28 protein-coding genes are annotated in these 24,394 nt (G+C 63.6%); 14 read left to right on the forward strand and 14 right to left on the reverse strand.

The features are described from left to right. Positions 1-4: 4 nt before the first annotated feature. The 6 genes from benB to AC07R1_RS08885 all read right to left on the reverse strand — a co-directional run bounded on the left by benB (position 5) and on the right by AC07R1_RS08885 (position 5,599). Positions 5-493: a benzoate 1,2-dioxygenase small subunit gene (gene benB / locus AC07R1_RS08860; RefSeq protein ID WP_011062145.1), complete on the reverse strand. Its 489-nt coding sequence runs from the start codon at positions 491-493 to the stop codon at positions 5-7. Beyond that, positions 490-1,854 carry a benzoate 1,2-dioxygenase large subunit gene (gene benA, locus AC07R1_RS08865; protein WP_495110436.1) on the reverse strand — a complete coding sequence of 455 codons (1,365 nt, stop codon included), beginning with the start codon at positions 1,852-1,854 and terminating at the stop codon, positions 490-492. Before benA ends, benB begins: the two co-directional genes overlap by 4 nt. Positions 1,855-2,075: 221 nt before the next feature. Further along, positions 2,076-3,032 (reverse strand): AraC family transcriptional regulator, encoded by a 957-nt coding sequence (locus tag AC07R1_RS08870; protein ID WP_011062147.1) that lies wholly within the window; start codon positions 3,030-3,032, stop codon positions 2,076-2,078. Positions 3,033-3,168: 136 nt separating this feature from the next. Further along, positions 3,169-4,098, reverse strand: coding sequence for a catechol 1,2-dioxygenase (gene catA / locus AC07R1_RS08875; RefSeq protein ID WP_011062148.1), 930 nt, complete (start codon positions 4,096-4,098; stop codon positions 3,169-3,171). Positions 4,099-4,149: 51 nt separating this feature from the next. Next, positions 4,150-4,440 (reverse strand): muconolactone Delta-isomerase, encoded by a 291-nt coding sequence (gene catC, locus AC07R1_RS08880; RefSeq protein ID WP_011062149.1) that lies wholly within the window; start codon positions 4,438-4,440, stop codon positions 4,150-4,152. A gap of 10 nt (positions 4,441-4,450) precedes the next feature. After that, on the reverse strand, positions 4,451-5,599 hold the full coding sequence (locus AC07R1_RS08885; RefSeq protein WP_011062150.1) for a muconate cycloisomerase family protein: 1,149 nt from the start codon (positions 5,597-5,599) through the stop codon (positions 4,451-4,453). 125 nt (positions 5,600-5,724) lie between these two features. Here AC07R1_RS08885 and AC07R1_RS08890 point away from each other — a divergent pair, with 125 nt between their 5' ends. Beyond that, entirely contained in the window at positions 5,725-6,633 is a 909-nt protein-coding gene (locus AC07R1_RS08890; protein WP_495110437.1) for a LysR family transcriptional regulator, read from the forward strand. A gap of 72 nt (positions 6,634-6,705) precedes the next feature. Here AC07R1_RS08890 and AC07R1_RS08895 read toward each other — a convergent pair whose 3' ends face one another. Further along, positions 6,706-7,458: an outer membrane beta-barrel protein gene (locus AC07R1_RS08895; RefSeq protein WP_011062152.1), complete on the reverse strand. Its 753-nt coding sequence runs from the start codon at positions 7,456-7,458 to the stop codon at positions 6,706-6,708. Positions 7,459-7,642: 184 nt separating this feature from the next. Between AC07R1_RS08895 and AC07R1_RS08900 the strand changes: the two genes are divergently transcribed. The 3 genes from AC07R1_RS08900 to AC07R1_RS08910 all read left to right on the forward strand — a co-directional run bounded on the left by AC07R1_RS08900 (position 7,643) and on the right by AC07R1_RS08910 (position 9,242). Continuing rightward, positions 7,643-8,098 (forward strand): RDD family protein, encoded by a 456-nt coding sequence (locus tag AC07R1_RS08900; protein ID WP_495110438.1) that lies wholly within the window; start codon positions 7,643-7,645, stop codon positions 8,096-8,098. A 61-nt stretch (positions 8,099-8,159) separates the two neighbouring features. Beyond that, a complete protein-coding gene (locus AC07R1_RS08905) occupies positions 8,160-8,495 on the forward strand; it encodes a DUF6388 family protein (RefSeq protein ID WP_220222931.1) in 336 nt (111 codons plus the stop codon). A gap of 42 nt (positions 8,496-8,537) precedes the next feature. Then, complete coding sequence (locus AC07R1_RS08910) at positions 8,538-9,242, forward strand: YoaK family protein (protein WP_065363244.1); 705 nt, start codon at positions 8,538-8,540, stop codon at positions 9,240-9,242. Positions 9,243-9,257: 15 nt separating this feature from the next. On the opposite strand, the gene AC07R1_RS08915 is transcribed toward AC07R1_RS08910, so the two are convergent. Beyond that, on the reverse strand, positions 9,258-10,007 hold the full coding sequence (locus AC07R1_RS08915) for an SDR family oxidoreductase (protein ID WP_401336045.1): 750 nt from the start codon (positions 10,005-10,007) through the stop codon (positions 9,258-9,260). Positions 10,008-10,193: 186 nt separating this feature from the next. Here AC07R1_RS08915 and tusD point away from each other — a divergent pair, with 186 nt between their 5' ends. The 6 genes from tusD to AC07R1_RS08945 all read left to right on the forward strand — a co-directional run bounded on the left by tusD (position 10,194) and on the right by AC07R1_RS08945 (position 13,666). After that, entirely contained in the window at positions 10,194-10,586 is a 393-nt protein-coding gene (gene tusD, locus AC07R1_RS08920) for a sulfurtransferase complex subunit TusD (RefSeq protein WP_019092899.1), read from the forward strand. Position 10,587: 1 nt separating this feature from the next. After that, positions 10,588-10,950: a sulfurtransferase complex subunit TusC gene (gene tusC / locus AC07R1_RS08925; RefSeq protein WP_015636278.1), complete on the forward strand. Its 363-nt coding sequence runs from the start codon at positions 10,588-10,590 to the stop codon at positions 10,948-10,950. Continuing rightward, positions 10,950-11,246, forward strand: coding sequence for a sulfurtransferase complex subunit TusB (tusB, locus tag AC07R1_RS08930; protein WP_065363243.1), 297 nt, complete (start codon positions 10,950-10,952; stop codon positions 11,244-11,246). Before tusC ends, tusB begins: the two co-directional genes overlap by 1 nt. Next, complete coding sequence (locus AC07R1_RS08935; protein ID WP_011062160.1) at positions 11,243-11,578, forward strand: TusE/DsrC/DsvC family sulfur relay protein; 336 nt, start codon at positions 11,243-11,245, stop codon at positions 11,576-11,578. Before tusB ends, AC07R1_RS08935 begins: the two co-directional genes overlap by 4 nt. Continuing rightward, entirely contained in the window at positions 11,575-12,576 is a 1,002-nt protein-coding gene (locus tag AC07R1_RS08940) for a glycosyl transferase family protein (protein ID WP_495110439.1), read from the forward strand. The genes AC07R1_RS08935 and AC07R1_RS08940 overlap by 4 nt, the downstream gene beginning before the upstream one ends. 88 nt (positions 12,577-12,664) lie before the next feature. Further along, positions 12,665-13,666, forward strand: coding sequence for a glutathione S-transferase family protein (locus AC07R1_RS08945; protein ID WP_495110440.1), 1,002 nt, complete (start codon positions 12,665-12,667; stop codon positions 13,664-13,666). Positions 13,667-13,737: 71 nt separating this feature from the next. On the opposite strand, the gene cysG is transcribed toward AC07R1_RS08945, so the two are convergent. The 6 genes from cysG to AC07R1_RS08975 form a co-directional block, all read right to left on the reverse strand. Then, positions 13,738-15,132, reverse strand: coding sequence for a siroheme synthase CysG (gene cysG / locus AC07R1_RS08950; RefSeq protein WP_342402460.1), 1,395 nt, complete (start codon positions 15,130-15,132; stop codon positions 13,738-13,740). Then, positions 15,133-16,413 (reverse strand): serine--tRNA ligase, encoded by a 1,281-nt coding sequence (gene serS, locus AC07R1_RS08955; RefSeq protein ID WP_011062164.1) that lies wholly within the window; start codon positions 16,411-16,413, stop codon positions 15,133-15,135. It abuts the gene before it with no gap. 16 nt (positions 16,414-16,429) lie between these two features. Continuing rightward, positions 16,430-16,804, reverse strand: a complete 375-nt coding sequence (crcB, locus tag AC07R1_RS08960; RefSeq protein ID WP_011062165.1) for a fluoride efflux transporter CrcB — start codon at positions 16,802-16,804, stop codon at positions 16,430-16,432. Then, complete coding sequence (locus AC07R1_RS08965; RefSeq protein ID WP_015636284.1) at positions 16,801-18,126, reverse strand: replication-associated recombination protein A; 1,326 nt, start codon at positions 18,124-18,126, stop codon at positions 16,801-16,803. Before AC07R1_RS08965 ends, crcB begins: the two co-directional genes overlap by 4 nt. 33 nt (positions 18,127-18,159) lie before the next feature. Next, on the reverse strand, positions 18,160-18,783 hold the full coding sequence (gene lolA / locus AC07R1_RS08970; protein ID WP_011062167.1) for an outer membrane lipoprotein periplasmic chaperone LolA: 624 nt from the start codon (positions 18,781-18,783) through the stop codon (positions 18,160-18,162). 68 nt (positions 18,784-18,851) lie between these two features. Beyond that, positions 18,852-21,260: a DNA translocase FtsK gene (locus AC07R1_RS08975; protein WP_015636285.1), complete on the reverse strand. Its 2,409-nt coding sequence runs from the start codon at positions 21,258-21,260 to the stop codon at positions 18,852-18,854. A 295-nt stretch (positions 21,261-21,555) separates the two neighbouring features. Here AC07R1_RS08975 and trxB point away from each other — a divergent pair, with 295 nt between their 5' ends. The 4 genes from trxB (at position 21,556) to infA (ending at position 24,344) form a co-directional block, all read left to right on the forward strand. Beyond that, the gene (gene trxB / locus AC07R1_RS08980) at positions 21,556-22,506 is read left to right on the forward strand and encodes a thioredoxin-disulfide reductase (protein ID WP_011062169.1); all 951 of its coding nucleotides are present in this window, start codon (positions 21,556-21,558) and stop codon (positions 22,504-22,506) included. 72 nt (positions 22,507-22,578) lie between these two features. Continuing rightward, positions 22,579-23,259 (forward strand): leucyl/phenylalanyl-tRNA--protein transferase, encoded by a 681-nt coding sequence (aat, locus tag AC07R1_RS08985; protein ID WP_011062170.1) that lies wholly within the window; start codon positions 22,579-22,581, stop codon positions 23,257-23,259. 58 nt (positions 23,260-23,317) lie between these two features. Next, the gene (locus AC07R1_RS08990; RefSeq protein WP_015636288.1) at positions 23,318-24,025 is read left to right on the forward strand and encodes an arginyltransferase; all 708 of its coding nucleotides are present in this window, start codon (positions 23,318-23,320) and stop codon (positions 24,023-24,025) included. Between the two features lie 100 nt (positions 24,026-24,125). Then, positions 24,126-24,344 (forward strand): translation initiation factor IF-1, encoded by a 219-nt coding sequence (gene infA, locus AC07R1_RS08995; protein ID WP_002553999.1) that lies wholly within the window; start codon positions 24,126-24,128, stop codon positions 24,342-24,344. Positions 24,345-24,394 lie beyond the last annotated feature (50 nt).

Genomic DNA, 24,394 nt, shown 5'->3' on the forward strand with positions numbered 1-24,394 from the left:
CGCCTCAGAGGTGGTAGATATCGACGACCTGGCGAACATAGTCGTTCTTCAGGATGACTTTCTTGGCCAGGATCAGCGGGTTTTCGCCCCGCAGGTCGAGGGTGTAGAAGCTGCAGCCGAAGTAGCTGTCCACGGTCTTGTAGCGAAAGCTCAGGGTGTGCCAGTTGAAGCGCAGCTTGCACTGGCCGTCGCCCTGCTCCAGCAGCTCGATATTGCTCAGGTTGTGGGAGGTGCGGGTGTCGGGAATGCTGGCGCTGGAGCGTTCGGTCTTGATGCGGAACACCCGGTCTTCCAGGCCGCTGCGGTTGCCGTACCAGATCAGCGAGATTTCCCGCTGCGGGTCTTCGGTCAACTGGTCGCTGTCGTCCCAGGAGGGCATCCAGAAGGTGGCGTCCGGGGCGTAGAGTTCCAGCCAGCTGTCCCAGTCCTTGTCGTCCAGGTAGCGGGCTTCGCGATACAGGAAATCGCGCACGGCGTCGTAGGAAATGGTCATTGCACGGCCTCCACGTCGATCCGGCGAGAGGCTTCAAGCTCCAGGGCCGCGAGCATGGTTTGCTGCCAGTACTTGTGCTGCATCACGAACAGGCCTTCGTCCTCGGTGCGCACCCCGCTGAGGATCGGTTGCAGGTCGATTTCTTTCGCTGCGTCGTCCGCCCCCTGGACCCAATGCTCGGCGCCGCGGGACATGTCGTTCCAGGCCGTGGTGCTGCCCTGGTAGCCGAGCTGGCAGGAGCGGAATTCCTCCAGGTCGTCCGGGGTGGCCATGCCGCTGACGTTGAAGAAGTCTTCGTACTGGCGGATGCGCCGGGCCCGGGCTTCGTCGCTCTCGCCCTTGGGGGCGATGCAGTAGATGGTGATTTCGGTGCGGTCCACGGAGATCGGCCGGGCAATGCGGATCTGCGAGCTGAACTGGTCCATCAGGTAGAGGTTCGGATACAGGCACAGGTTGCGCGAGTTCTCGATCATCCAGTCGGCGCGGGCCTGGCCGAAGTCCCGGACCAGCTCGTCGCGGCGCTCGTAGAGCGGGCGGTCCTCGGGGTTGGACCAGCGGGTCCAGAGCAGCATGTGGCCCTTGTCGAAGGAGTAGAAACCGCCACCCTGCTTGGCCCAGGTGCCGGCGCTCATGGTGCGGATGTCTTCCCCGGCCTCGCGCTGCTTGCGCTGGTTCTGGGTGGCGGCGTAGTTCCAGTGCACCGAGCTGACGTGGTAGCCGTCGGCGCCGTTCTCGGCGGTGAGCTTCCAGTTGCCTTCGTAGATGTAGCTGGAGGAACCGCGCAGCACTTCCAGGCCGTCGGCGGACTGGTCGACGATCATGTCGATGATCTTCGCCGACTCCCCCAGGTGCTCCACCAGGGGCAGCACGTCGGGGTTGAGGCTGCCGAACAGGAAGCCACGGTAGGCCTCGAAGCGCGCGACGCGGGTCAGGTCGTGGGAGCCTTCGCAGTTGAAGCTGGCCGGGTAGCCGGCGGCGGCCGGGTCCTTGACCTTGAGCAGCTTGCCGGTGTTGTTGAAGGTCCAGCCGTGGAACGGGCAGGTGAAGGAGGCCTTGTTGCCGGTCTTGTGCCGGCAGAGCATGGCGCCGCGATGGCTGCAGGCGTTGATGAAGGCATTGAGCTCGCCGTTCTTGTTGCGCGCGATGAACACCGGCTGCCGGCCCATGGTGGTGCTGTAGTAGTCGTTGGGGTTGGGGATCTGGCTTTCGTGGGCCAGGTACAGCCAGTTGCCTTCGAAGATGTGCTGCATCTCCAGGTCGAACAGCCGGGGGTCGGTGAACATCTCCCGCTTGCAGCGGTAGACGCCCTGGTCGGGGTCTTCTTCAAGCAGGGAATGCAGGTATTCGGGTCGCAGGGACATGGCCGCCGCCTCCATTGTTTTTATTCAGGCAGGGCCATGCTAGGGCGGGCTTGGAACGGGCAATAGCCAATGCGTGCAGACCTGTATCCGTTTTCTGCAAAAGCGCCGACGTGGCCTGTGTAGGAGCCGGCTTGCCGGCGAAAAGGCCCTTGGATGGGGTGCTGAGCCTGCAGGCCTCTTCGCTGGCAAGCCAGCTCCTACAAGAGGCCGATGCCAGAGGATCAGTGCCGACGCTTGAGGGTGTCGGAGGGCAGTTCGCCGTATTGCTGGCGGTAGCTCTGGGCGAAGCGGCCCAGGTGCAAAAAGCCGAAGTCCAGGGCCAGTTCGGTAACGTTGCGCACCGGGCTGTGCGGGTCGCTGAGGCAGGCGTGCACCCGTTGCAGTTTCTGCTGGCGGATGTAGTTCTTCGGCGTGGTGCGGGCGTTGCGCTCGAACAGCGCGTACAACGAGCGCAGGCTCATGCGCGCCTGTTGCGCCAGTTCTTCGCAGCCGATGTCGTGCTTGAGGTTGCGTTCGATGTAGTCGGCAATCCGTTCGAAGGTCGCCGCCGAGGCGCCCAGGGCACCGCGCTGCACGTTGGTCTGCATCAGCCCCAGCAGTTTGCCCACCAGGATGTGCGCGTAGTGCTCCTGGACCTTGGGCATGCTTTCCAGGGCTTCGGCTTCCTGGCACAGCAGGCTCAGCAAGGGCACGAAGCCTTCCAGTTCCTGCAGTTGGTAGCGCTGGCGCAGAAAGCGCACGCCCTGCCCCGGGTACTGCCAGCGCTGTTCCTGGCAGGCGTTTTCCACCAGGTGGGTGGGAATCTTGATGATGAATTTTTCGCAGTCGTCGGAATAGGTCAGGTCCACCGGGTCGTCGGGGTTGATCAGCAGCAGTTCCCCCGGGGCGAAGTAGTGCTCCTGGCCCGGGCCACGCCACCGGCAGTGGCCCCGCAGCAGTACTTGCAAGTGGTAGATGCTTTCCAGGGCCGGCGAGGTGACGCGCACGCTGGCGCCGTAGCTGATGCTGCACAAATCCAGGCTGGCCAGAGCCCGGTGCTGCAGGCTGGCCTGGGGATGGCCGGCCCGGGGCAGGCGGATGCAGTGGCTGCCCACGTGCTGGTTGACGTAACCGGATACGGCATAGGGATCGGCTTGAACAAACACGCTGCTGCGCTCACTCAACAGATGCATCTGCATGATCGGGTCACTCTGATGGTTCTTATTGGGTCTGCGCTTCAGGCACGCAGCGCAGTCTCGTCAGGCCCGGCATAACGGCAAAAGCCACGGGCACCTGGGTCGGTGCTCCGTGGCCGGGCCAGGCACGGTCGGCGCTTCAATCCTCCAGGGCGCGGACCCGTTCGTGGCGCTGCTGCTCTTGCGGCTGGGCCGAAGACTGCAGGGTGAAGTCGAACTCGATCTCGGCAAAGCGCCCGCTGACCCCCAGGGCCTTGGCCCGAGCCTGGTCTTCGCTGAAGGTGATCTGGGCGATCAGCTCGTCGCGAGTGGCGTAGGCAAAATCGTCGTGCAGGTACTGGTCGCCATCCAGGTTGATCTGGGTGGTCAGGTGGCGATGGTCATCGGCGGAGATGAAGAAGTGGATGTGCGCCGGGCGCTGGCCATGGCGGCCCAGTTGGTCCAGCAGTTGCTGGGTCGGGCCATCCGGCGGGCAACCGTAGCCGGACGGCACGATGCTGCGAAAGCGGTAGCGGCCCTCGGCGTCGGTGACGATGCGCCGGCGCAGGTTGAACTCCGACTGGCTGCCGTCGAAGTAGGAATAGGTGCCGCCGGTGTTGGCGTGCCAGACATCGACGATGGCCCCGGCCAGTGGCTCGCCGGCGGTGTTGCGAACCTGCCCCTGCATGAACAGCACCACCCCCGGGTCGACGCCGTCGTCCAGGCGCGCTTCGCCCTGGCTCAGCGGTGCACCGGCCACGTACAGCGGGCCTTCGATGGTGCGCGGGGTGCCGCCGGTCTTGCCCACCTGTTCGTCGGCGGCGTCCATCAGCAGGTCCAGGTAATGCTCCAGGCCCAGGCCTGCGGCCAGTAGCCCGGCTTCCTGGCGGGCGCCGAGAACGTTGAGGTAGTTGACGGCCTTCCAGAACTCTTCCGGGGTGATCTCCAGGTCTTCGATGATGTTCACCGAATCCCGCAGGATGCGGTAGATGATGGCCTTGGCCCGGGGGTTGCCGCCCTCGGTGAACTGGCCGCTGGCTTCTTCAAGAAACTGCTGGGCGCTGGCAGTGTGGGAAATTCTGACGTTCATGATTAATCCTCATCTTGTATTTATTAGAGTGGTGAACGGGCTGGCACGGGCTCAGCGGTCATCCTCATGAATGGACGAAGGATGCCTGCACATGGCGTCAACTTCGATGGCCATGTAGGGGTACAGCGGCAATTGCATCAGGGTGTCGTGCAATTCCTGCACGCTGTCGACGTCGAACACGCTGTAGTTGGCGTACAGCCCGGCGATGCGCCACAGGTGGCGCCACTTGCCTTCGGCCTGCAGGCGTTGGGCCAGGGCCTTTTCGTCGGCTTTCAGCTGCGCGGCGCGCTCGGGGTTCATGTCGACCGGCAGGTTCACGGTCATTTTCACGTGGAATAGCATGCAGCCCTCCTCAGGTGTGATGCAGCACGGGGGTGGTTTTGTCGCGACGGAAGAACGCCAGGCGCTCTTCGTCCAGGCTCAGGCCGAGGCCCGGTGCCTTTGAGACATGCAGGTGGAAATCCCGGTACACCGGCGGCTCGGCGAGGATGTCCTCGGTCAGCAGCAGCGGGCCGAACAGTTCGGTGTCCCAGCTCAGTTTGTTCAGGGTCAGGAAGGCGTGGGCCGAGGCCAGGGTGCCGATGCCGCCCTCGAGCATGGTGCCGCCGTACAGGCCGATGCCCGCCGCCTCGGCAATTGCCGCGGTGCGCAGGGTGGCGCGAGGGCCGCCGTTCTTGGCGATCTTCAGGGCGAATACCGAGGCCGCCCCTTCCCGGGCCAGGTTGAAGGCGTCTTCCACGCACTCGATGGATTCGTCGGCCATGATCGGCGCCGGGCTGCTGGCATTCAGGCGCACCATGCCGGCGCGGTTGTTGCGCGAAATCGGTTGTTCGATCAGGTCGATGCCATTGCCGCCGAGGATGCGGCAGGCGCGCAGGGCCACGGCTTCGTCCCAGGCCTGGTTGACGTCGACCCGCACGCTGGCGCTGTCGCCCAGGGCCTTCTTGATGGCGATCACGTGGGCCAGGTCGCGGTCCACTTCACCGGCGCCGATCTTCAGCTTGAAGATGCGGTGGCGGCGCAGGTCGAGCATCTTCTGCGCTTCGGCGATGTCCTTGGCGGTGTCGCCGCTGGCCAGGGTCCAGGCCACCGGCAGCGCATCGCGCACCCGGCCGCCCAGCAGTTCGCTGACCGGCAGCCCGAGGCGCTTGCCCTGGGCGTCGAGCAAGGCGCTTTCGATACCGGATTTGGCGAAGGTGTTGCCGCGGATGCTCTGCTCCAGGCGCAGCATGGCGGCGTTGATGTTGCTGGCGTCCTGGCCGATCAGCAGCGGCGCGACGAAACGGTCGATATTGGTCTTGATGCTGTCCGGGCTTTCATTGCCATAGGCCAGGCCACCGATGGTGGTGGATTCCCCCAGGCCTTCGATGCCGTCGGCGCAGCGCAGGCGGATCAGCACCAGGGTCTGGTTCTGCATGGTGTGCATGGCCAGCTTGTGGGGGCGGATGGTCGGCAGATCGACGATGATCGTCTCGATCGATTCAATGGCAGAAGCGTGCATTTCCATACCCATCAGGTTCTTGAAGTTCTGCCAGCGATTCTGTCCCGGCTTTTTCCGGGGTTCCAATATAGAATTGGTCTGGCTTGATACCTTTAAGGTATGCACTTCACCACTGGGGAGCTGTCATGGAACTGCGTCATCTGCGCTATTTCCAGGTGCTGGGGGAAACCCTCAATTTCACCCGCGCCGCCGAGCGCCTGCACATCGCCCAGCCGCCGTTGAGCCGGCAGATCCAGCAACTGGAAGACGAGTTGGGGGTGCTGCTGCTGGAGCGTGGCCGACCGCTGCGCCTGACCGCCGCCGGGCGGTTTTTCTACGAGCATTCCAACCGGGTACTGGAGCAGTTGGGCAAGGTCTGCGACAACACCCGGCGCATCGGCCTGGGGCACAAGACCTGGCTGGGCATCGGCTTTGCCCCCTCGACCCTGTACGGCGTGCTGCCGCAACTGATCCGCCGCCTGCGCAGCAACGGCACCCTGGAACTGGAACTGGGCCTGTCGGAGATGACTACCCTGCAGCAGGTGGAAGCCTTGAAGGCCGGGCGCATCGATATCGGCTTCGGGCGTATCCATATCGACGACCCGGCCATCGTGCAGAAGGTGCTGACCGAAGACCGCCTGGTGGTCGCCCTGCCCGCCGGCCACCCGCTGCTGGGGCAACCGGTAAGCCTGGCGCAACTGGCGGAGGAGCCTTTCGTGCTGTACCCGGCCAACCCGCGCCCGAGCTACGCCGACCATGTGATCGCGCTGTTCAGTGCCCGCGGCCTGAACCTGAAGATCGCCCAGTGGACCAATGAACTGCAGACCGCCATCGGCCTGGTGGGCGCCGGCATCGGCATTACCCTGGTACCGGCCTCGGTGCAGGTGCTGCACCGTGACGACATCGGCTTCTGCCCGCTACTGGAGGCCGAGGCCACCTCGCCGATCATCCTCAGCCGCCGCGTCGGCGAGCCCTCGCCGGGCCTCACCCACTGCCTGCACCTGATCGCCCAGTTGCGCAGCGAGATCGGCCGCGAACACCCCATCGTCAGCTGAAAGCACAACCGCCGGCCCCATCGAAAGACGGGCACCGGCGGCTCTCTTGCAGCTTGGAACGGGCGGCTACCCTTAGAAGGTCAGGCCAACCTTGAAGCCATACTCGTTACGCTTGAGCTTGGTGTTGTCAGCCACAGGCGTATCTTCGTCCAGCTTGTACTCGGTGCGGGTGTAATAGACCCCGGCCATGACCGGCAGCGAGCCGTTCTGGTTCATCAAGAAATTCACCTCGGCGTAAGGGTTGGTGCGGTCCTTGAGGTCCACGGTGTCGCTGCCGACGTCATCCACCTTGAGCCGCGCCTTGCCGTTGATGGTGTGGCGCGCCCCCAGCTCGACGCGCATGGTCAGGTCGTCGAACTGGTGGTTGTAGCCCAGGGCGGCCTTGGCGAAGGGCGACTTGTTGGTGAGCTTCATGTCGTAGTCGCCGGTGTCCGGCTCGTAGCGGGTCCAGGTGTAGCCACCCCCCACCAGCACATCGACAAAGTTGCGTGCATCCAGGGCCGCGCGCCAGCCCAGGTCGAGGTCGGCCTGGCCTTCCTTGAGCTTGTTGTCGTGCTTCTTGCCGAACTTGGCCTCGACCCCGGCCTGGTAGATCAGGCCCGATTCGGCGGTCATCTTGTTGCCGAAGTTGTAGAACACACCCCCTTCACCCAGGTGCTCCTTGTCGCTTTCACTACCGCCTTCGAGCTTGAAGTCGTTGTAGCTACCGAGGATACCCAGGGTGGAAATCGGCCCGGTGGCCGGGGCGGCCATGGCGCTGCTGGAAAGGGCCAGCAAGGTGGCTGCAGAGGTGCTGGCCAGAAGGGTTGCGAATACCTTTGACATCGTGTGTAGATCTCCCTGTTTGAATAAGGCAAATGCTGCAGGAGCCTTTTCGAGGGAAGCCAAAAGCAAAAGGTTCTAATTATTTTTCACGTTTTTTTCACATCCCTGTGAAGCCTCGCCCCCGCAGGGGCTTTAGGCCTTACAATAGGGCGCTCAATACAGGGCGTAGTCTTTGGGGCAGTGCATGGAAGTATCGAGAGCCGGCCTGATCGTCCGGCGCATTCTGGCTTACCTGGTCGACGGCCTGCTGGTACTGCTGCTGTGGTTTGTCCTGTGCCGACTGGCCGAACGCCTCCAATACCCGGATATGGAGCAATTCTCCACCTGGTGCCTGCTGGCCACCTGGTGCCTGTATTTTCCCCTCAACGAATACCTGTGGCGTGGCTACACCGCCGGCAAGGCCCTTTGCGGCCTGCAAGTGATCAATGGCATCGGCCAGCCCCCCTCGCTGTTGCAGGTATTGATCCGCTCGGCGACCCGTCCCTTCGAAGCGGCCATCAGCCCGGTGACCCTGCTGATCTGCTGCGAATCAAGCCGCGGCCAGCGCATCGGCGACCGGCTGGCGCGCACCTATGTCATCCCGTGCAAGGATCTGGCGCGGCTGCGTGGCTTGATGGCCGCTCAGCCGAACCTGCCTTGAGCATCCGGCCGTAACCCATTCAGTCTTGCGCCCTGGCGTGGCGCTTTTTCCGGGAGTCTTCATGGCAATCGATCAACACCCGCATGAACAGGCCTTGGTCACGTTTCTCGAACAGCGCCCCGAGCTGCGCGAACAGCTGGACAACCTCAACCCCCTGGAAGCCCGGGCCCGGGGCGAAACCCCGGCGCAGTACCGCGCCGAACGCCTGCATGAAGCCTTCGAGGCCGAAGCCGAACGCCTGGGGCTGTTCGCCTGGGAACTGAGCCTGCAACTGACCGCTGCCAACCCCGAGGAATTCCACGTCCAGCGCCTTGAGGTGCACCGGGAAGTGGCGGAGATGGCCGGCATGCCGTGGGACGAGTACTGCACCCTGCACCACCTTGACCCTCGGCCTTGACCCGCACGCGCCCCTCGCAGTCCCTGTTCAGGAGAACCGACGATGTTGCCTTCGACTTCCACGCAATCGGCCAGCGCAGCCCTGCAGCACGCGCAGAAATGGCGCGGACGGGTCGGCCTCGGGCTGGTGGCCTGCCTTTCGGTGCTGGCGGGGATGACCGACGCCATCGGCTTCATGGCCACCGGGGATTTCGTTTCCTTCATGAGCGGCAACACCACGCGCATGGCCGTAGCCATCAGCGATGGCGAACCGGGCCTGGTACTGCGCCTGCTGCTCCTGGTGGCGACCTTTATCGTCGGTAACGCCCTGGGCGTGGTGGTCAGCCGCCTGGCCGGGCACCGTGCCCTGCCCTTGCTGCTGAGCATCGGCGCGTTGCTCTGCGCCTCTGCTGCCTGGCCTTTCGAGCAGCAACTGCCGGCCCTGCTGGCGGCCATCATTGCCATGGGCATGCTCAACGCCGCGGTGGAGGAAGTGAACGGCCTGCCCATCGGCCTGACCTACGTCACCGGCGCCCTCTCACGCTTTGGCCGCGGCCTGGGGCGCTGGATGCTCGGCGACCGGCGCAACGGCTGGCGGGTGCAACTGGTGCCCTGGAGCGGCATGTTCGCCGGGGCGGTGCTGGGCGCCTTGCTGGAACAGCACCTGGGGCTCAAGGCACTGTATGTCAGCGGGTTGTTTGCCGTGCTGCTGGGTGTGGCGTCATTGAAGATCCCCCGCCGCTGGCAACTGGGCTACAAGAACCGCTGACATTGAGCATGGCTATCAGCTGAACAGGCCGCCGCTGTCGGTATCGATCACGATCGACGACAGGCTGATATGCCGCGGCCGGGTCAGGGCGAAGATCACGGCCTCCACCACATCACGGTTGGTGCCCTGCTCGCCCTTCTGCCGCGCCGGAATCTGCTGCCAGGCCTCATCCAGCGGCGAGACATCTTCCAGGTACGGCGGGTGCACGCACAGCGAACGCACCGGCGTGCCCTTGAGCATTTGCCGCAGGCCATCGGCCAGGGCCAGTTGCCCGTGCTTGGCCGCATAGAACGGCAGCGACACGCTGTGCAGCGGTGCATTGGGCAAGCCGCTGATGGAGCCGATGGTGACGATGTCCGGGCGCTTGGAAGCCTTGAGCACCGGCAGCAGGCCCTGGGTCAGGAGGAAGGTGCCACTCAGTGCAGCGTCGATCACCCCGGTGACTTCAGCGGCGCTGTGGGGCTGCTCGCTGGCCTCCAGCCACATGGCGCCGTTGTTGATCAGGATGTCCACTTGCGGGTGGCGGACGTGGATCTCAGCCAGGGCGGCCTTGACGCTGTCGCTGCTGGCCAGGTCCACCACCACCTGATCGGCGGGGCTGCCGGTACGCGACTCGATGGCCGCGCTGACCTGCGCCAGGGCCTCGGGGTTGCGCCCACAGAGAATCAGCTTGCAGCCCTGGTCCGCCAGGCTGATGGCCAGCGCGGCCCCCAGGCCTCTTCCGGCCCCCGTGACCACTACCACCGCCGAATTCAGATCCATCATCCCTTGCTCCTTGTCCCCGGTTGAATGAAGGCGCGAGTCTATCCCTCGCTTCGCGGTTTGGGGCCGGGCAATGCTTTACCCGATATGTCCTGCATGCCTGGAACCGGAGCCCCAGGGGCGAAACGGGTTTAGCCGATGTTCGGAGAAAGCTTTATCATGGCCGCAGTTTTATCCATCGAGTCCGTCATGAAGTTCGCCATCGCCCTGTTCTCTGCCGCCCACGCGCCTTCCTCGCGCCGCGCCCTGCTGTTCGCCCAGGCGGCGCTGGCGGGCGGGCATGAAATTGTCCGGCTGTTTTTCTACCAGGACGGCGTGTACAACGCCGCCAACAGCATCGTCACGCCCCAGGACGAACAGGACCTGCCTCGGGAATGGCGCGAGTTTGTCGGCCAGCATCAACTGGACGGCGTGGTGTGCATCGCCGCAGCCCTGCGCCGGGGCGTGTTGAATGCTGACGAAGCCCAGCGCTACCAGCGTACGTCGGTGAGCGTCGAAGCCCCCTGGGAGCTGTCGGGGCTCGGGCAATTGCATGACGCGGTACAGGCCGCCGACCGCCTGATCTGTTTTGGAGGGGCGTGACATGGCCAAATCCCTGTTGTTGATCAGCCGCCAGGCGCCGTGGTCCGGCCCCGGCGCCCGTGAAGCGCTGGATATCGTCCTGGCCGGCGGCGCCTTCGACCTGCCCATCGGCCTGCTGTTTCTCGATGATGGCGTGCTGCAACTGGCGCCCGGGCAACAGGCCTCGCTGCTGCGCCAGAAAGACCTGAGCGCCAACCTGCAGGCGCTGTCGCTGTTCGGCGTCGACGAACTGTTTGCCTGCAGCGCCAGCCTCGCTGCCCGCGGCCTCGACCCGGCGAGCTTGAGTCTTGACGATGTACAGCTGCTGGACGCCCCGGAACTGGCCGGGATCATCGACCGTTTTGACCAGGTGATTACCCTCTGATGTCGACCTTGCATGTGTTGTCCCACTCGCCCTTCACCGACACCCGCCTGAGCAGTTGCCTGCGCCTGCTGGGCAGCGCCGACGGCCTGCTGCTGTGCGGCGACGCCGCCTATGCCCTGCAACCGGGCAGCGCCATTTGCAGCGAACTGAGCACCCGTAGCGGCTTGAATCTGTACGTGCTGGAAGAAGACCTGAACGCCCGCGGCCTGGCCCTGCCGGCCTGGGCCCGCGCGGTGGACTACCCGGGCTTCGTCGAGCTGTCCCTTCAGCATGACAAGGTCAACACCTGGCTATGAGTACCCTGACCGTGGGCGCTCGCGCCATCGAACTGGACAAGGACGGCTACCTGGTCAACCTCGACGACTGGTCCGCCGACGTGGCGCAAGCCCTGGCCGCCAACGAAGAGCTTGAGCTGAGCGCGGAACACTGGGAAATCCTCGAACTGCTCCAGGGCTTCTACAGGGAATTCCAGCTGTCCCCGGCCACCCGCCCGCTGATCAAGTACACCGCCCTCAAGCTGGGCCCGGACAAGGGCAACAGCCTGCACCTGAACCGACTCTTCAAAGGCACTCCCGCCAAACTTGCCGCCAAGCTGGCGGGCCTGCCCAAGCCGACCAATTGCCTATGAACGATTTCGCCCCCTTGCTCACCCAAACCCCGGAAGAACACCCTTTCGCCCAATTCGTGCGGATTCTCGGCAAGGGCAAGCGCGGCGCGCGCAACCTGACTCGCGAGGAAGCCCGGGAAGCCATGGGCATGCTGCTGGACGGCCAGGTCGAGGACACTCAGCTCGGCGCCTTCCTCATGCTGCTGCGGCACAAGGAAGAAAGCCCGCAAGAGCTGGCGGGCTTCACCGAAGCCTTGCGCGAACGCCTGAACGCCCCGGCGATTGCCCTGGACCTCGACTGGCCGACCTACGCCGGCAAGAAGCGCCACCTGCCCTGGTACCTGCTGGCGGCCAAGTGCCTGGCGCAAAACGGCGTGCGCATCCTGCTCCACGGCGGCGGCGCCCATACGGCCGGTCGCCTGTACACCGAGCAGTTGCTGGAGCCCCTGGGGATTCCCCTGTGCCGTGACTGGCAGGCGGTCGGCCAGGCACTGGACCAGGGCAACCTGGCCTTCATGCCCCTGGGGGACTGGGCGCCGCAACTGCAGCGCATGATCGACCTGCGCAACATCCTCGGCCTGCGCTCACCGATCCATTCCCTGGCGCGAATCCTCAACCCCCTGGGCGCCCGCTGCGGCCTGCAGAGCATCTTCCACCCCGGCTACCAGGCAGTGCACCGCGATGCCAGCGGCCTGCTGGGGGACAACGTCATCGTGATCAAGGGCGATGGCGGCGAGATCGAGATCAACCCGGACAGCGCCAGCCATCTGTACGGCAGCACCGGTGGCGTCAGTTGGGACGAGGAATGGCCGGCACTGTCGGCGCAACGCCATGTGAAACCTGCGAGCCTGGAACCCGAGCACCTCAAGGCGCTGTGGCGCGGCGATGTAGAAGACAGCTACCCGCAACTGGCCCTGCTGGCCACCATGGCCCTGGCCTTGCGCGGCCTGGGCACGCCCCGGGAGCAAGCCTTCGCCCTGGCCCAGCAGTACTGGGATGCCCGGGACAGATCGATTTAATCGATCAAAACCGCCCATGCTTTGCGCTTTTTGTTCGAACCCAGGGGCATAGACTGCACTCCAACGCAAAACAGCCGAGGAGCATTTCATGGGTCTGCTGATCGAAGGGCGCTGGCATGACCAGTGGTACGAAAGCGGCAAGGACGGCGCCTTCCAACGGGAACAGGCGCAACGTCGCAACTGGGTCACTGCCGATGGCCGCCCCGGCCCCAGCGGTGAAGGCGGCTTCGCCGCCGAGGCCGGGCGCTACCACCTCTATGTCTCCCTGGCCTGCCCCTGGGCCCACCGCACGCTGATCCTGCGCAAGCTCAAGGGTCTGGAAAAGCTGATCGACGTCTCGGTGGTCAGCTGGCTGATGCGCGAGAACGGCTGGACCTTCGACACCGCCTACGGCTCCAGCGGCGACCCCCTGGACCACTTCGACTTCATGCACCAGCGCTACACCGCCGACACCGCGGACTACACCGGCCGCGTCACCGTACCGGTGCTGTGGGACAAACAGCGCCAATGCATCGTCAGCAACGAATCGGCGGAAATCATCCGCATGTTCAACAGCGCCTTCGACGGCTTGACGGGCAATACCCTGGACTTCTATCCGCAACCCTTGCGCAGCAAGGTCGATGAGCTCAACGGGCGCATCTATCCGGCACTGAACAACGGTGTGTACCGCGCCGGGTTCGCCACCTCGCAAAAGGCTTATGAGACGGCGTTCGATGATGTCTTCGCCGAACTGGATGCGCTGGAGGCCCTGCTCGGCACGCAGCGCTACCTGGCCGGCGAGTACCTGACCGAAGCCGATGTGCGGCTGTTCACCACCCTGATCCGCTTCGATGCGGTGTACTACAGCCACTTCAAGTGCAACCTGCGGCGGATTGCCGATTACCCGAACCTGTCGAACTGGCTGCGGGAGCTGTACCAGTGGCCGGGGATTGCCCAGACCGTGGACTTTACCCACATCAAGGGGCACTACTACGCCAGCCACACCACCATCAATCCGACAGGCATTGTGCCGAAGGGGCCGTTACAGGACTTCAGCCGCGGCCATGATCGGCAGCGGTTGAGTGGGCAAGGGGTTTGGTGCAGGGGTTGAGGACGCTTTCGCCGGCAAGCTGGCTCCTACAACAGCGGGATGTGTAGGAGCCGGCTTGCCGGCGAAGCTTTTCAGACCTCGGACTGAGCGCCTTCGAACCAGGCCAGCTTCTCGCGTAGCTGGACCACTTCGCCAACGATCACCAAGGTCGGGGCATGCACTTCGTGTTCCGCAACCAGGGCCGGCAGGTTGCCCAGGGTGCCGGTGAAGACACGCTGGTTGCTGGTGGTGCCCTGCTGAACCAGCGCCGCCGGGGTGTCGGCGCCGCGACCGTGCTTGATCAGTTGCTCGCAGATGGTCGGCAAGCCCACCAGGCCCATGTAGAACACCAGGGTCTGGGCCGGCGCCACCAGGTCGCTCCAGGGCAGGTTGCTGGTGCCGTCCTTGAGATGGCCGGTGACGAAGCGCACCGACTGGGCGTAGTCACGGTGAGTCAGGGGAATCCCGGCATAGGCCGAGCAACCACTGGCCGCGGTAATCCCCGGCACCACCTGGAACGGAATGCCGTGGGCCGCCAGTTCTTCGATCTCTTCGCCGCCCCGGCCGAAGATGAACGGATCACCACCCTTCAGGCGCACCACCCGCTTGCCTTGCTGGGCCAGGGTCACCAGTTGCTGGTTGATCTGTTCCTGGGGCACGGCGTGATCGGCGCGACGCTTGCCGACGTAGATGCGTTCGGCGTCGCGGCGGCACAGCTCGAGAATCGCCGGCGCCACCAGGCGGTCGTAGAGCACCACATCGGCCTGCTGCATCAGGCGCAGGGCGCGGAAGGTCAGCAGGTCCGGATCACCCGGGCCTGCGCCCACCAGATACACCTCGCCCGGCGCATGAGGCGCCTTGCCCGCAATCTTGGCCTGCAACAGACGTTCGGCTTCCGCCCCCTGCCCCGCCAGCTGACGATCGGCAATGGGCCCTTGGAACACGTCCTCCCAGAACGCCCGGCGTTGCTGCACATCCGGAAACAGGCCTTTGACCTGGGCACGGAAACGCGCCGCCAACCCGGCCAGTTGGCCGTAGGTGGAAGGAATCCAGGTTTCCAGCTTGGCCCGGATCAGCCGCGCCAGCACTGGCGCATCGCCGCCACTGGAGACTGCGATGACCAGCGGCGAACGGTCGACGATGGCCGGGAAGATCACGCTGCACAGGGCCGGCGCGTCCACCACATTGACCGGCACGCAACGCCGATGGGCATCGACGGAAACCTGGGCATTCAGGGATTCGTCATCGGTGGCGGCGATGATCAGGGTGCAGCCGTCGAGGTCTGCCTCGACATACCCGCGCAACAGGGACTCACCGCCGCTGGCGACGATCAGTTCCTGCAATTGCGCTTCTATTTCAGGTGCGACCACTCGCAGCTGCGCACCGGCATCGGCCAGCAGACGGGATTTGCGCAAGGCAATCTCCCCTCCGCCGACCACCAACACACGACTGCCGCGAAGGTTGTGAAACAGCGGCAGATATTCCATTTAGCCGATGACCTCAAGGCCACCCATGTACGGCTTCAGCACATCCGGCACACGGATCGAACCGTCGGCCTGCTGGTAGTTCTCCAGCACCGCCACCAGGGTGCGGCCCACGGCCAGGCCGGAACCGTTGAGGGTGTGCACCAGCTCCGGCTTGCCGGTTTCCGGGTTGCGGAAGCGAGCCTGCATGCGGCGGGCCTGGAAGTCGCCACAGTTGGAGCACGAGGAGATCTCGCGGTACTTGTCCTGGCTCGGTACCCAGACTTCCAGGTCGTAGGTCTTGACCGCACTGAAGCCCATGTCGCCGGTGCACAGGGCCAGTACGCGGTACGGCAGTTGCAGCAGTTGCAGGACTTTCTCGGCGTTGGCGGTCAGGCCTTCCAGGGCTTCCATGGAGGTCGACGGCTCGACCACCTGGACCATCTCGACCTTGTCGAACTGGTGCTGGCGGATCATGCCGCGAGTGTCACGGCCCGAGGCACCGGCTTCACTACGGAAGCACGGCGTGTGGGCGACGAACTTCAGCGGCAGTTGCTTGGCGTCGAGAATCTCGCCAGCGACGATGTTGGTCAGCGACACTTCAGCGGTCGGGATCAGGTACAGATCGGCTTCGCCTTCGCGAGTGATCTTGAACAGGTCTTCCTCGAACTTCGGCAACTGGCTGGTGCCCACCAGGGCCGGCGCCTGCACCAGGTACGGGGTATAGGCCTCTTCGTAGCCGTGCTCGCCGGTGTGCAGGTTGATCATGAACTGCGCCAGGGCGCGGTGCAGACGGGCGATCGGGCCGCGCAACAGGGCAAAACGCGCGCCGGACAACTTGGCGGCGGTTTCAAAGTCCAGCCAGCCGTGGGTTTCGCCCAGGGCCACGTGGTCCTTGATCGGGAAATCGAAGGCGGTCGGGGTGCCCCAGCGGCGCACTTCAACGTTGCCGTCTTCGTCTTCGCCCACCGGCACCGACTCGTGGGGCAGGTTGGGAATGCCGAACAGGATCGAATCCAGTTCGCTCTGGATGTTTTCCAGCTCCGCCTTGCCGGAGCTCAGCTCGTTCCCCATGCGCTCAACGTCGGCCATCAGCGGGGCGATGTCTTCACCGCGTTGCTTGGCCTGGCCGATGGACTTGGAGCGCGCGTTACGTTCAGCCTGCAGTTGCTCGGTGCGGGTCTGCACGGTCTTGCGCTGTTCTTCCAGCGCTTCGATGCGTGCCACATCCAGGGCAAAGCCGCGGGATGCCAGACGATCCGCTACGTCCTGGAGGTTGCTACGTAACAGTTTGGAATCGAGCATGTCGTTCTCTCGTTTATCAAAGTTTGGTCAAGGACAGGCCGGCCCAGGTAGCAAGCAGCCCGCCGAATACACTCAGTGCCGCATAGCCCAGGGCCAGCGCCACTTGTCCGCTTTCCAGCAGACGCACGGTATCCAGTGAAAAGGATGAAAAAGTCGTCAGGCCACCGAGGAAGCCCACTATCAATCCGGCACGCACTTCGATCGGCACTTCCGGACGGACCAGGAACAGCCCGTACAACACGCCGATCAGCAGGCAGCCCACGATATTAACGGCCAGCGTCGCGGTATAGAAGTGCCGCGGCCAATTGGCGTTGATCCAGTTGCCGGTGGCAAAGCGCAACAGGGTGCCGGCCACGCCGCCGGCGGAGACTGCGAGGATCAGGGGGATCAAGGTTTTCTCCGCTGCAAGGGGCTGGCCCGGTCCAGGGCGGCCAGGTGCTTGAGCTTCTCGCCGATCTTCAGTTCCAGGCCACGGGGCACCGGCTGGTAGAGCGGCAAGGGTTCGAGTTCTTCGGGGAAATAGTCTTCACCGGCGGCGTAGGCATCCGGCTCGTCATGGGCGTAGCGGTATTCGTCGCCGTAGCCCAGCTGCTTCATCAGTTTGGTCGGGGCATTGCGCAGGTGGATCGGCACTTCCAGCGAGCCGTGCTCTGCAGCAGCGCGCATGGCGGCCTTGAAACCCATGTACACGGCGTTGCTCTTCGGCGCACAGGCCAGGTAGGTGATGGCCTGGGCCACTGCCAGCTCGCCTTCGGGGCTGCCCAGGCGCTCCTGCACATCCCAGGCCGCCAGGCACAGGCTCAGGGCCCGCGGGTCGGCGTTGCCAATATCTTCGCTGGCCATGCGCACCACGCGCCGGGCCAGGTACAACGGGTCGCAGCCACCGTCGAGCATGCGCGCGAACCAGTACAGGGCGCCGTCGGGATTGGAGCCGCGCACCGATTTGTGCAACGCGGAAATCTGGTCGTAGAAGGCTTCGCCGCCCTTGTCGAAACGCCGGCGGGTGTCACCCAGCAGGCTTTGCAACAGATCGACACTGATCTCGCCACCGTCTTCCGCCAGGTCCGAGGCGTTTTCCAGCAGGTTGAGCATGCGCCGGCCATCGCCATCGGCGGCCGACAGCAGCATCTGGAAGCCTTCATCGCTGAGGCTCAGCTGGCGCTTGCCCAGCCCCCGCTCCTCGGTCAGGGCGCGCTGTACCAGGGTGCCCAGGGCCGCTTCATCCAGGCTCTTGAGCACATAGACCCGCGCTCGGGAGAGCAAGGCGTTGTTGAGCTCGAAGGACGGGTTTTCCGTGGTGGCGCCGATAAAGATCAGCGTGCCGTCTTCCACGTAAGGCAGGAAGGCATCCTGCTGCGATTTGTTGAAGCGGTGCACTTCGTCGACAAACAGGATGGTTCGCCGACCGTATTGCCCGGCCTGCTGCTTGGCGACTTCCACCGCCTGGCGGATCTCCTTGACCCCGGCCAGCACCGCCGAGACGGTTTCGAAGTGGGCATCCGAGACTTCCGCCAACAGCCGCGCCAGGGTGGTCTTGCCGACCCCGGGCGGGCCCCAGAAGATCATCGAATGCAGCGCGCCCTGCTCCAGGGCCTCGCGCAGCGGCTTGCCCCGGGCCAACAGGTGCTGCTGGCCAACGTACTCGTCCAGGTTGGTCGCACGCAGGCGTGCGGCCAGTGGCTGGGCAATCGGGGCACTACGAAACAGGTCCATGGACTACCTTCGAAACCTTGCGGTTGCGGCTGCTTACTCTTGGATCACATCGGCACCCTTGGGGATGTCGAACTTGAACTTGGACGCCGGGATGGCTTCGTTGGCCTTGACCCCGGTGAACAGGATATTGGTGCGCTGGCCAACGCTGTCGATCAACTGCATGTCGTTGATCATGCCGTTGCGAAACGACAGGCGCAGGCTGTCGAACAGGGTGTCGCGGGTTTTCGGCTTGAGGGTGAAGTCCATCACGCCGCCGGCTTCCTTGGAGGTGATGTCGAAGCTTTCGCTGATTTTCGACACGTCACCGGAGAGCAACAGGGCCGGGGTCTGGGTCAGGCGCTGGTCAAGCTTCTTGATGGTCACCTGCTCCAGGTCCGGGTCCCACAGGGAGACTTTCTGGCCGTCGGAAACCATCAGCTGTTCTTGTGGCGCATCGGTGTGCCAGTAGAACAGGCCCGGGCGCTGCAGGGACATCTCGCCGGCGGTTTCCTGCAACTGGGTGCCGCTGCCATCCAGGGTCAGCTGGGAAAAACGCGCGGTCAGGGTCTGGGACTTTTCCAGCAACTGGGTCAGGCGCGCCACGTCTTTGGGGTCGGCGTGGGCCGACAAGGTGGTCACAGCCAATACCGGCAGCAGCAACATGCGAATCAGGCGCATGGAATTCCTCATTAATTGGATGGGTATACGAGCGGCGTGACTTCACGCCGCTGCAAGCGAAACAGGGATCAGTCGCGCGTCGGGCCCGGCGCCAGCACTTCGCGGGAGCCGTTGGTGTTCATCGCCGTCACCACCCCGGCCATTTCCATGGCTTCGATCATCCGGGCGGCGCGGTTGTAGCCAATCTTCAGCTTGCGCTGTACCGCAGAGATCGAGGCCCGGCGGCTTTCCAGGACGAACTGCACGGCTTCGTCGTAGAGCGCGTCGGCTTCCGGATCATCGCCGTCACCGCCACCGCTGCTGCCTTCGAAACCACTGCCCGCCTCTTCGACACCGTTGAGGATGTCGTCGTTGTATTCCGGCGCACCGCGCAGCTTCCAGGCCTCCACCACGCGGTGCACTTCATCATCGGAAACGAAGGCGCCGTGGACGCGGATCGGCAGGCTGGTGCCCGGCGGCATGTAGAGCATGTCACCGTGGCCCAGCAATTGTTCGGCACCGCCCTGGTCGATGATGGTCCGCGAGTCGATCTTGCTCGACACCTGGAACGCCATGCGGGTCGGAATGTTGGCCTTGATCAGGCCGGTGATCACGTCCACCGATGGCCGCTGGGTGGCGAGAATCAGGTGGATACCGGCGGCACGGGCCTTCTGGGCGATACGGGCGATCAGTTCCTCAACCTTCTTGCCGACGATCATCATCATGTCGGCGAATTCGTCCACCACCACGACGATGGTCGGCAGCTTGGTCAGCAGCGGCGCTTCGTCGTGAATGCTTTCGCGGTTGTACAGCGGATCGGCCAGCGGGGTACCTGCTTCAATCGCTTCCTTGACCTTGGCGTTGAAGCCCGAGAGGTTGCGCACGCCCATCTTGGCCATGAGCTTGTAGCGCCGCTCCATCTCCGCCACGCTCCAGCGCAGGGCGTTGGCCGCGTCCTTCATGTCGGTCACCACCGGGCACAGCAGATGCGGAATGCCCTCGTAGATCGACAGTTCGAGCATCTTCGGGTCGATCATGATCAGCTTGGCGTCTTCCGGGCCGGACTTGAACAGGATCGACAGGATCATCGCGTTGACCCCCACCGACTTACCGGAGCCAGTGGTACCGGCCACCAGCAGGTGAGGCATTTTCGCAAGGTCGGTGATGATCGGCTTGCCGCCGATATCGTGGCCCAGGGCCAGGGTGACCGGGGATTTGAAGTTGTCGTATTCCGGGGTCGAGAGCACTTCGGAGAAGCGCACGATCTGCCGGTCTTCGTTGGGAATCTCGATGCCCACGGTGGTCTTGCCGGGAATCACTTCCACTACGCGAACACTGGTCACGGCCAGGGAACGCGCCAGGTCCTTGGCCAGGTTGGCGATCCGGCTGACTTTCACCCCTGCCGCCGGCTGGATTTCGTAACGGGTAATCACCGGCCCCGGGTGGATCGAATCCACCGAGACTTCGACACCGAACTCCTTGAGCTTGATTTCCAGCAGGTGGCCAACCGCCGCCAGGGATTCGGGGGAATAGTTCAGCTGTTTCTTTTCTGCCGGGTCGAGGATCGAGATCGGTGGCAAGGTGCCTTCCACCGCGCTGTCGACGAACAACGGCACCTGTTTCTCTTTCTGCACGCGCTTGCTGGGCTCCGGCGCCTTGGTGGCGATCGGCGTGATCACTGGCGGCACCTGCTTTTCGCGCTCGGACATGTGCTTGCTCAGGGCCTGCTCGCGCTCGATAAGGCGCTCCTTGACCTTGGCCTGCTCGCGCTTGTCGGCCACGTTCGGGGTCACGACTTCATCGACCCGGGCATCCACTTCACGCAATTGCGCCACCAGTTGCTTGCGCTCCACGCGCGCATCCCACCAGCGGTTGGCGGCGCCCTGGAACAGTTCGAACAGGTCGAGGGTGATCTTGCCGGTCACGTCCATCACCTTGAACCACGACAGGTCGGTGAACACCGTCAGGCCGAACAGGAACAGGGCAATGAACATCAGGGTGCTGCCCTGCACGTTCAGGGCGTTCTTGGCCAGGTCGCCCAGGCTTTCGCCCAGGGCGCCACCGGCACCGGCCGGCAGGCCCGTGGCGGCATGGAAATGGATATGGGCCAGCGCGGCGCCCGACAGCACCAGGAACACCAGGCCGATCAGCCGCCAGGAAAACAGCCAGCCGCTCCACTGCCAGGGCTCATGGCGCTGGCGGAAGATCTGGTAGGTCTTGATCGCCAACAGCAGCGGGAAGATATAGGCGAAGTAACCCAACACCATAAACAGGATATCGGCGCTGTAGGAACCGGCCGGGCCACCGAAGTTCTGCACGTCTTCAATCTTGCTGTTATGACTCCAGCCCGGATCATCTTTCCCATAGGTCAGAAGTGCCATCATCAAGAACAGGCACAGGGCGCCAATGGCGATCAACGCACCTTCCTTGAGCCGGTAGTGCAATTGTTGACGCCAGAGCGGAACAACAGGTTTAGGTGCTGCGGTGGATTTCTTCAAAACGCGTCTTTTCCTGCGCCAAGGGCGCGTCCAACGGGTGATTGACTACAAGATACTGCTCAATCCGAGCAGGTAAATAAAGTTGACCGGCGTAACTGGGGCTACTTTTAACACTCTGCCCCTTGCTTCTGAAACAGTGCAATTCTGAATAAACCCGGTACAGCGTCGTATTGTACGGGTTTGTTCACGCCATGCCACGTCGGAACCCTCCGACCAGCATAGTCAACGGCCTGTTACGCACTGTTCAATTGGAGCATGCATTCTCTTTTGTGACAAAGGCTTATGAGGTGTTTTTATGAACGATGCGAAGCATTCACGCCTGATCATTCTGGGCTCTGGCCCTGCCGGTTACAGCGCTGCCGTCTATGCCGCTCGGGCCAACCTCAAACCGACGGTGATCACCGGTTTGCAAGCCGGCGGCCAACTGACCACCACCACCGAAGTCGACAACTGGCCCGGCGATGTCGAAGGCCTGACCGGCCCGGTGCTGATGGAGCGGATGCAGAGACACGCCGAACGCTTCGACACCGAGATCGTCTATGACCACATCCACACCGCACAGTTGCAGCAGCGGCCGTTTATCCTCATCGGCGACAGCGGCACCTACAGTTGCGACGCGCTGATCATCGCCACCGGCGCCTCGGCGCAATACCTGGGCCTGCCCTCCGAAGAAGCCTTTGCCGGCAAGGGGGTTTCCGCCTGCGCCACCTGCGATGGCTTCTTCTACCGCAATCAGGTGGTGGCCGTGGTGGGCGGCGGCAACACCGCCGTGGAGGAAGCACTGTACCTGTCGAACATCGCCAAAGAAGTGCACCTGGTGCATCGCCGCGACAAGCTGCGGGCCGAGAAGATTCTCCAGGACAAGCTGTTCGACAAGGCCGCCAATGGCAATATCCGCCTGCACTGGAACCAGCACCTGGAGGAAGTGCTGGGCGATGCCAGCGGCGTGACCGGCGCCCGCCTCAAGGACAGCCACAGCGGAGAAACCAAGGATCTGCCACTGGCCGGGGTGTTTATCGCCATCGGCCACAAGCCCAATACCGATCTGTTCCAGGGCCAGCTGGAGATGCGCGACGGCTACCTGCTGGTGCGTGGCGGCAGCGAAGGCAATGCCACGGCCACCGGCATCCAGGGCGTATTTGCCGCCGGCGACGTGGCCGACCACGTCTATCGCCAGGCCATCACTTCGGCCGGCGCCGGCTGCATGGCAGCGCTGGATGCGGAAAAATTCCTCGACGACAACTAAGCCCTCGCCCTACGCTTGTGGCGGGCCCGCAATGGCTCGCCACCGCCCTCCCCTGCCGCAAGTCTGGATACCATGCTGACCTGGTTACAACGCAACACACTCGACTTCCCGCCGCTGGAAAAGGCCATGCGCGAGCCCAATGGCTTGCTGGCGGCGGGCGGAGACTTGTCTGCCGACCGCCTGATCCAGGCCTATCGTCACGGCTGCTTTCCCTGGTTTTCCGAGGGCCAGCCGATTCTCTGGTGGTCCCCCGATCCGCGCACGGTGTTATTCCCGGACGAACTGCATGTCTCCCGCAGCCTGGGCAAACTGTTGCGCAAACAACACTATCAGGTGACCTTCGATCGGGACTTTGCCGCAGTCATCAGCGCCTGTGCAGCGCCTCGCGCCTATGCCGACGGCACCTGGATCAGCGAAGCGATGCAACGCGCTTACCTGCAACTGCATCAACGCGGCTACGCCCATTCGGTGGAAGTCTGGGATCAAGGAGTGCTGGTGGGCGGCTTGTATGGACTGGCCATGGGGCAGCTGTTTTTCGGCGAGTCGATGTTCAGCCGCGCCGACAATGCCTCGAAATTCGGCTTTGCCACTCTGGTGGAACGCTTGAAGGCGTGGGGATTTGTGCTGATCGACTGCCAGATGCCCACCGAACACCTGCACAGCCTCGGCGCCCGATCCATTTCCCGGCCAGAGTTCGCGAATTACCTGAAACACCACCTGGACCTGCCGAGCCGCGCCATATGGGTTTCCTAGGCGGGTTTGCCGGGGGTGGCTTACACTTAATTGCAAAGCTTATTCCGAGGGTTGACTCATGACCGAGTTGGCGCGCCTGAAGTTCTATGCCACCCAACCCCACTCTTGCAGCTACCTGCCCGACGAACAGGCGACCACTCTGTTCCTCGATCCCAGCCAGCCCATGGACGTGCATGTCTACGCGGATCTGTCGGAAATGGGCTTTCGGCGCAGCGGCGATCATCTGTATCGCCCCCACTGCCAGAACTGCAACGCCTGCGTGCCGGCGCGCATTCCTGCTACACAGTTCCTGCCCAGCCGCCAGCAAAAGCGCATTCTCAAACGCAACAGCGACCTGACCGTACACGCGGCCAAACCCTGCTTCAGCGAAGAGTATTTCGACCTCTACCAGCGCTACATCGAGCAACGCCACGCCGATGGCGACATGTTCCCCCCAAGCCGCGACCAGTTCTCGACCTTCCTGGTTCGAGACCTGCCCTTCTCGCGCTTCTACGAGTTCCGCCTGGACGGCCGCCTGCTGGCCGTGGCGGTCACCGACCTGCTGCCCAATGGCCTGTCGGCGGTCTACACCTTCTATGAACCCGACGAAGAGCGCCGCAGCCTCGGGCGTTTTGCGATCCTTTGGCAAATCGGCGAAACCCTGCGCCTGGGGCTGGATGCGGTGTACCTCGGCTACTGGATCAAGAACTGCAAAAAGATGAACTACAAGACCCAATATCGCCCCATAGAGCTGCTGGTTAACCAGAGATGGGTGATCCTCAACTAGAAGGTCTTGGCTTAAACCCCACTTTTCGGGCACAATGCACGCCGCTTTTGCCTGGCGCAGTTGCACCGGGCCATTCATTGGACACCGAGGGCTTTACTGCATGTCGAAAGAAGACAGCTTCGAAATGGAAGGCACTGTCGTCGACACCCTGCCCAACACCATGTTTCGTGTGGAGTTGGAAAATGGGCACGTCGTAACCGCGCATATTTCCGGCAAGATGCGCAAGAACTACATTCGTATTCTTACCGGTGACAAAGTGCGCGTCGAGCTGACGCCCTATGACTTGAGCAAAGGGCGCATCACTTACCGCGCTCGCTAAGCAAGTCAATACAAGACGCCCGGTTATGCCGGGCGTTTTTGTTCGTCTGC

The organism is Pseudomonas sp. GW821-FHT07F01 (genome assembly GCF_059418825.1).